The sequence below is a fragment of the Streptomyces sp. NPDC052721 genome (genome assembly GCF_040678315.1).
Classification (GTDB): Bacteria; Actinomycetota; Actinomycetes; order Streptomycetales; family Streptomycetaceae; genus Streptomyces.
This window is the reverse complement of the sequence record NZ_JBFATL010000015.1, coordinates 93,690-100,742: the sequence shown is the minus strand read 5'-3', so window position 1 is coordinate 100,742 and position 7,053 is coordinate 93,690. Positions and strand designations below refer to the sequence as shown.

Here is a 7,053-nt window from a genome sequence, read left to right as displayed (position 1 = left end):
CGTGCGGAAAGGCGTTACCGCCGTGAGCCGTTCCTGCTCTGCTGACGGGCGATGTCGTCCATGGCCCCGGCCTGAGCGTTCAGGATGGTGGACAGGTTGCCGAGAGTGCCGTCCGCCACGAGCCGGACCACCTGGGCGACGTCGGCACTGGTCTGCAGCGCGGTCCTCCGCTCCTGCCGCTCCTGCGGTCGGATCTCCCGCCGACCGAACCTGTCACCGCCAGGCCAGTCGACGTCCCGCATAAGGCTGTCCTGGAACCCCGCGGACAACGATCGGGCGACTTCGCTGATCTGCTCGATCTGACGGGTCGCGGCATAAAGACGGGCGGGGTCCGCGAAGAACCCTTCGGATGCCGGCATGGCGCTACTCCTCCTCGTCCTCGTCGATCTCGTCCCTCAGCCTGCGCTGCACAGACCGGACATCGGTCTGCTCCGGCTCGTCGAGGACACCCGGCCCGAAGATCTTGCCCCAGTCAACGGTCACTCCCGGCAGCTCGGGAGCGTCGGGCAGGCTCCGTGTGAGCGGATCGACGAGCTGCATCACCTGGCGTGCCATGGTCAAGCGCGCACGCTCTGCGGCGTCCAGCACGCTGGACGCGAGTTCGGCCGGGCTCATGTCCCGGTACAGGCCCCCCAGGAAGCGCATGGCGATCAACGCTCCCTGGGCGTCGACAGTGACCTCCACCGCGCGGTCCGCCGATCTGACGGTGCAGGAGGACTCGCGCAGCTCCTCCTCGGCCCGCGCGACCGCCGCCTCCGTCTCCCTCAGCTGCTCCATGGCTTCGGCCAGGCGCTCCTGGATCGACCTTTCCACGGCGCTCCCGCCTCCTTTCCCTTCCTCGAGATCCCCGTCCGGACGGACGGACCACGGTCGTCAGCGGCCGATGACCGCCGGGGCGCCGCCTTCGTCGGTGCCCCACACGTCCTCGTCGTCGGTCCGCCAGCCGTCCCTGGCCGTGTTGACGCTCTCGGTGCGCCGCCGGTCGGCTCCTGCGCCGCCGCGCCCGGAGTACGCCGCGCCGGAGGTGGTCGAGGTGCGCCCCCTGGTGATGACGACGTCCTCGTCGTCCAGTGCGGCGGGCCGGCCGCCCCGCCGGGAGGCCAGGGATGCACCCGTGGCGGTGGAGTAGACGTTGCGCTGGCGTTCCGAGCTGCCGCCCTCCTTGCCGCCACCGCCCGCGCCCGGACCCATCATCCCGGGCGGCATCATGCCCGGCATCATGGGTGTGCCTGCCAGTCCCGGGTTGAGCGGGGTGCCGCCGGCTGTCGTGGCAGCGGCCGGTGAGCCGATACCTCGTGCGGCCAGGCCGGTGTCCTGGTCCTCGTCGTAATAGGGCTCCTCGTGCGGACTTCCCGCTCCGACGGTGGCCAGCCCTCCGTTCAGCGGGGAGCCGCCCGTGCCCAGGCCGGGTCCCCCGTCCCCTGCCGTGGAGTGCGGAAGCTCCGTGGTGAGCCCTCCCGGCAACTGCAGGTCCTCGTTCGGGGACAGTGGAACATCCACGTGCTGATCGGAGTTCGGCAGCGTCGGACCGTTCAGGTCGGTGGTTTCGGTCGTCCCGTCGGGGTGTTGCGTGGTGAGCGTGGCGGTGTCGGGGTTCAGTGTGGTGACGGTGCCGTCGGGGCGTTCCGTCACGAGGTTGCCCGTTGCGGGGTCCAGGGTGACGGTCGTCCCGTCGGGATGCGTCGTGGTGAGCGCGCCGGTGTCGGAATTGAGGGCGATGGTACTGCCGTCGGGTGCCTGCAGTGCTCCGTTACCCAGATCAGTGGTGCTGGTCGTACCGTCCGGGGCGGTTGTGGTGGCGAATCCCGTGTCCGGGTCGACCGCGATGGTGGTGCCGTCGGGGTAGGTGGTACCGAGGGTTCCGTCCGCGTTCAACGAGGTGAGGGTGCCCGTATCGGGGTTGAGTACGGTGACGGTGCCGTCCGGATGCGTGGTGGTCACCGTTCCGTCCGGATTGGCCACCGTGACGCTGCCGTCGGGGTTCACCAAGGGCCCGTCGCCGAGGTCCGTGGTGACGGTCGAGCCGTCCGGCCGGGTCGTGACGGCCGTTCCCAGGCCGGGGTTGAGGGCAACCGAGGAACCGTCGGGGTAGGTGGTGGTCAGGGTGCCGTCGGGGTTGAGCTGCGTCCCCGGAGCGGCCGTCCCGGGCAGGGACTCACCGCCCGGGGGCAGGAGAGGAAGGCCGCTGGGGTTCAGCGGGACGGGCGGCCCGCCGGCGTCGATGCCGTCCAAGGGGGTTCCGCCGCCGCCTGCAACGCCGTCCGGGAGTCCGCTTCCCGCGTCGATGTCGTCGAGCGGCGAAGTGAAGTCGCTCCCGCCGCTGAGCCCGTCCAGCGGCGAGCCGGACCCGCTGTCCAGGCCGCCGAGTCCACTGCCATCATTGAGCGGCGAAGTGAAGCCGCCCCCACCGCCGAGCCCGTCCAGCGCCGTGCCGGACCCGCTGTCCAGGCCGCCGAGTCCACTGCCGTCATTGAGCGGCGAAGTGAAGCCGCCCCCACCGCCGAGTGCGTTACCGAACGCGTCCAGCCCGGCGTTGAAGTCGTCGCCCATGCCGTTCAGTCCGTCACCGACGCTGTCACCGAGCTGTGTGAGGCCGTCGTTGAGCGCCCCGCCGAAACCGGCGAAGTTGTCGTTCAGAGCCGCGAAGCCGTCATTCAGCGCGTCGGCCTGCTCCTGGGCCGCTGCCGTGGCGGCGTCGGTCTGCTCCTCCTGGTAGATCTGGTCGAGAGTCTTCGTCGCCACCGACTCGATCGGATGGTCCATCACACGGCTCGCGTCGATCCAGTTGTTCTTGAGGTCGGCGATCACCTGGCTCGCCACGTGCCCCAGCATCTCCTCGACACGTGCGTTCCAGCGCCTGACGGCCTCCTCGCCCACCTTCTTCCAGGAGGAGGGCCACCCCAGGAAGCCGTACTGGGGATGGTCCTGCATGAAGGCCGGCGTCGTGAAGTACCCCTCGTGGAAATCGTGCGCCGTCAGACCGCCGAGGTTGTCGTCGTTGCCGTCGGTGCGCTTGAGTACCTGGGTGAGGTTGTTGCGGACCGTCCACTCAGCCACTTCGTCGAGCAGTTGCAGCAGGATGCGGTAGGGGTCGTGATAGCCATCGGCCCAGGTGTTCCATGCCTCACGGAGGGTCCCGGCGTGCGCCACCAGCCGGCTCTGTGCCAGGGCCACTCCCTCCCCCGTCTTCGAGACCGGGGTGTAGCCGTCGATCAGGCTGTACTGGGAGGTGTACTGTCGGCCACCCATCTGCTGGACGTAACCGTCGTAGTTGCGGCGTATCTGGTTGATCAGGCTCCAGAACATGTCCGCCGCCTGACCCTGCCAGGCGGACCGCCCCTCGCCGAGGGCCTTGTCCCACTGCTCCAGTACGACCGAGCGGCCTCGGAAGAACCCGGCAACGCGGTCGAAGGCCATCGCCGTGTTCCTGAAGGAGTTGAGGTCCACGGCGTTCGCGTCGGCCACACCGGCCCCGTTGAACGAGACATCCCGGGTGGTGTACGGGGGGTTGAGGAGGGCGTCCAGGGCCACCTTGGGGCCGGAGATGTAGTTCGCCATCGACCCCCGGTCCCACTCGACGTTGTCCTCGTGTCCGGACTGACCGCCGCTCATCGTCTGCCCGCCGTCGAGCAGGTTCGCCTGACCTGGGGCGACTCCCTCGCTGCCGAGGAAGATGATGTTTACGCTCCGCATACGGACGGTGTCATGGGCACCGTTGCCCTGCCGCGTCTCGTAGAAGGGGATGTTGTAGTCGGCGCCGAACCGCTGCCACCCCCAGTAGCCGATGTCCGCGGCGGTGACCCCCCGTATCGGCCAGTGGGAGATCCCGTTGATGCGGAAGAGAGGGATGCCGTGTTCACCGCTCGTGACCTTTTCGAACAGTGAGTGGCGCGACGGCATCGGGAAGCCCGTCAGTAGGTTGACGGCCATGCCCCAGTAGTCATCGGGGTCGTACGTGGCGTCGGCCATGATGGTCTCTCAGCAGTTTCCGGGAGTCGAGTGCCTGCGGTCAGTTGTTCGGAGCGGAGTCGTTCGGGGAGGAGGACACCCCGTCTCCACCCGACAGCGTGTGGTCCACTCCGTCGAGGACGTCGAGGAAGTCGGCTGCCTCGATCGCCTCCAGGCTGGCCCCCTGGGTCGTGAGGAGGGTGTCGATGGTCTCCCGCAGTTCGGTGTCGATGTCCCTGAACAACCGCTGCTGGAAGTCGAGGATGCCGTCGGCAGCCTTCGCCTGATCCTTCACTGCGGTGAGCAGTGCCTGCCCTCCGAGCGTGTCATCCTGCCCCATCAGCCCGATGGCGAGGAACGGGTTCTCCTGGAGCGTGTCGGCCGAGGCACGGTTTTCGAGGAGACTCCTGAGCGCCGGCGCCCAGTCGTCGGTGCGGATCTTTTCGAGTTCCCGGACGAACTCGGCGACGTCGTTCTGCAGGAACGTCCGCAGAGTCTGGACATCGAGGTGGGTCAGGTCAGCCACAGTGTGCTCCTCTCATCCGGATGCGGTGCCGGTGATACGGCAGCCGGATCAGCTGGCCCCGCCCCAGACCCCACTCCACTGGTCACCGAGATGTGTGTCGGTCCTGTTGTAGGTGGTGCTGATGTCATCGAGCAGGGTGGCGTTCTGGCCCAGGTCGCGCGCCATTTGGGCGCAGATGGCCTCCCACTTGCTCCGCTCCGTCTGGAACCCTTGCATGCTCCATCCCGACCAGCTGCTGACGAGCGGGATCAGCTGCTGCTCCATGCCGTCCAGGAGGTGGTCGATCCGCTGGGTCGCACGCCACAACTCGTCGACTACCGCACCCACTTCCCTGTACTGCAGATGGATGCCGTCGCCGTTCAGATCAGGCATGACTGTCCTTCACTTTCTGTTGATTGAGTCTTCTACCCGCGTGTTCTGTCACTTCGGTCGGCCGACCGTGACCGACCGGGCTACGCGGACCTGCCGCCCATCGCTTCGAAGGCCCCGTTCGTCCGGGAGGTCAAGCTCTGGATCTGGTCCATGTTGCCCACCTGGAGCCTCGAGTTCGTCTGGACGTTTCCCTGGAGCATGTTGGCCATGTTGCCCAGCACCTGGTTGATCTCCCGGACATGCGCCCGCCAGGCGTCGAGGAGCCCCCGGAATGCGGCACCGTCCGCACCGCCGTAAGCCGCCGTGAGCACGTTGACGCTTTCTTCCACCTCCGTCACGACGTTGTTGATGTCATTTTGGGTGTCCGTCAGGTGCTGGACTCCACGCGTTGCCGCGTCGAAGTCCTGGCTCAGATTCGATCCGTCGTGCGTCACATTCGCAGGCATGGTCTACCCCTCCTCGTAAGTTCAGACGTGTGCGAGATCAATGCCGCCGGCTATCGGGCGGAAACACTGTTTTTTCCGAGACGGCGCCAGGGCCGGGCATGAGGACGGCAAACGCGTATTTACCATTCCTCCGGGGAATTTCCTCTGTGCCACTCTAACGGCGCGGAACGATCGCCGTCCGCGGCCGCGGACGAGAAGGGGGCGATGGGGCACTCACGAATGTCCCATCGCCCCCCGGCAGGTGGCAGGCCCGCGGACGGCCGTCAGGGTCTCGTCGCGCTCGTCACGCATGCGGCGGCGGTGATCCTTGAGGGCACCACGCCCTCGGCCGCCTCCGTGCTGAGGTCGGGGCCGGTCGGCAGCATCGCCGTCAGTGGCGAGGGCAGGGCGACGGCGTCCTTCGGCGTGTACCCGAGGGCGGTAAGGGCCTCGTTGCCGCGCACGCGGTACTTGATCGCGTTCTCCGCGACCAGATAGGTGGTGTTGCCGAGTTCGCCCCCGCTGGCGCCCAGCACCCGCACCAGCACGCCGTGCCCCGGGGGGACGACGGTGCCGTCCACCGGGGTGCACGGCGCCTCGACACGCTCGCGGGTGCGCTGGACCAGGGGCGTCAGAACCGCGGTGGGTACAAGGGCGCTGGACACCTTGGTGCCGGCGCTACCGCCCGGCTTCACCACGGCGCAGAGCGCCATCTCGCTCGGGACGTCGGTCAGCCGCGGAGGCGAGGCCGGCAGCCCGTCCGGTGCGATACCGCCGCCGGGGGCGAGGTGCCGCCCCAGCACGTCCGAGCCCAGCGTCCGCACCTGTGGTGATTTCCCTGCGTAAGCCAGGGCGCGGGTCTTCGGATCACCGAGGAGCAGGGCCGCGGCGGTCTCCGTGAGCGGCCGAAGGCCCTCGCGTCCCAGGACGTACCAGCTGGACGACCCGCCCGGCACCTGCACCCGGAACAGCTGGCCCACCGTCGTACGGGCGCCGCCGAGGGAGGGTCCGCGTTCACCGCGGCCGGGTACGGCTGCGGGGGCCAGGTCCGGTCCGGTGGGCAACGCGTCGAGGAAGGCCCCCGACACCGGGCGGGGCGCGGCGGACCCGTACCCGAGGGATTTCACGGCGTCGCTCCTGGTGTCGAGCCGCAGCCTGCTGCCACGCCACATGAGGAAGGTCGCGCCGTCGGGGCCTTTCAGCAGGGCCACCTCGCGGCTGCCGAGCGCGCGGTCTGCGGAACGGTCACCGCCTACCACCAGCACGGTCCTGGTCTTCTTCCCGTTCCCGGGATCCGTGACGGAGCAGACGCGCCAGGCCCCGCGTTCCAACCGGTCGCCGCCAGGAACACCGTCGGGCGCCCCCTCGATCCCGACGGGCGCGCCCACCGGGGTGCCCTCAAGGGAGGGAGTCCTTACGGTGACGGCGGTGAGGTCCTTGCCGCCGATCAGCCGCGCCGAGGAGAAGTTGCGGACAGGACGCAGCCGGCCGTCGAGGTAGAGGTAGCGCGCCCCGGTGTCCTTGTTGATGATCAACGCGTCACCGCTGCGCCACGAGTCGTTGCCGCCGGGCGCAATCAGTCCGATGACGAACGCCCCGGCGCTGATGACCAGGGTGATGACCACGCCGATCACCAGGCCCCGGGTGGTCCGTGCCAGAGGGCTTTCCGGTGCGTCGGGCTCGGCCGCCAGCATCCCGGAGTTGAGCCGGCCCATGACGAACATGTACGCCTGGACCTGGTCCCGCTTGGATTGCATGGTGTTCTCCGTTCAGCGTGCTGCG

The 7,053-nt window shown here is 68.6% G+C and carries 7 protein-coding genes; all 7 read right to left on the bottom strand.

Features of this window, described 5'->3' with window-relative positions:
* Positions 1–14: 14 nt before the first annotated feature.
* The 7 genes from AB0L21_RS17115 to eccB all read right to left on the bottom strand — a co-directional run bounded on the left by AB0L21_RS17115 (position 15) and on the right by eccB (position 7,028).
* Entirely contained in the window at positions 15–359 is a 345-nt protein-coding gene (locus AB0L21_RS17115) for a hypothetical protein (RefSeq protein WP_365784783.1), read from the bottom strand.
* Between the two features lie 4 nt (positions 360–363).
* The gene (locus AB0L21_RS17110) at positions 364–813 is read right to left on the bottom strand and encodes a YbaB/EbfC family nucleoid-associated protein (RefSeq protein WP_365784781.1); all 450 of its coding nucleotides are present in this window, start codon (positions 811–813) and stop codon (positions 364–366) included.
* Positions 814–873: 60 nt separating this feature from the next.
* Positions 874–3,969, bottom strand: coding sequence for an AAWKG family protein (locus AB0L21_RS17105; protein WP_365784779.1), 3,096 nt, complete (start codon positions 3,967–3,969; stop codon positions 874–876).
* A gap of 40 nt (positions 3,970–4,009) precedes the next feature.
* The gene (locus AB0L21_RS17100) at positions 4,010–4,474 is read right to left on the bottom strand and encodes a type VII secretion system-associated protein (protein ID WP_365784777.1); all 465 of its coding nucleotides are present in this window, start codon (positions 4,472–4,474) and stop codon (positions 4,010–4,012) included.
* Positions 4,475–4,522: 48 nt separating this feature from the next.
* Positions 4,523–4,846 (bottom strand): hypothetical protein, encoded by a 324-nt coding sequence (locus tag AB0L21_RS17095; protein ID WP_365784775.1) that lies wholly within the window; start codon positions 4,844–4,846, stop codon positions 4,523–4,525.
* An 80-nt stretch (positions 4,847–4,926) separates the two neighbouring features.
* The gene (locus AB0L21_RS17090; RefSeq protein ID WP_365784773.1) at positions 4,927–5,292 is read right to left on the bottom strand and encodes a WXG100 family type VII secretion target; all 366 of its coding nucleotides are present in this window, start codon (positions 5,290–5,292) and stop codon (positions 4,927–4,929) included.
* Between the two features lie 263 nt (positions 5,293–5,555).
* Positions 5,556–7,028, bottom strand: coding sequence for a type VII secretion protein EccB (gene eccB, locus AB0L21_RS17085; protein WP_365784771.1), 1,473 nt, complete (start codon positions 7,026–7,028; stop codon positions 5,556–5,558).
* Positions 7,029–7,053: the final 25 nt, after the last annotated feature.

Bases quoted from the DNA above. Each gene is read 5' to 3' on its own strand.
- AB0L21_RS17105 (WP_365784779.1), bottom strand. From the start codon at position 3,969: ATGGCCGACGCCACGTACGACCCCGATGACTACTGGGGCATGGCCGTC.
- AB0L21_RS17115 (WP_365784783.1), bottom strand. From the start codon at position 359: ATGCCGGCATCCGAAGGGTTCTTCGCGGACCCCGCCCGTCTTTATGCC.
- eccB (WP_365784771.1), bottom strand. From the start codon at position 7,028: ATGCAATCCAAGCGGGACCAGGTCCAGGCGTACATGTTCGTCATGGGC.
- AB0L21_RS17090 (WP_365784773.1), bottom strand. From the start codon at position 5,292: ATGCCTGCGAATGTGACGCACGACGGATCGAATCTGAGCCAGGACTTC.
- AB0L21_RS17095 (WP_365784775.1), bottom strand. From the start codon at position 4,846: ATGCCTGATCTGAACGGCGACGGCATCCATCTGCAGTACAGGGAAGTG.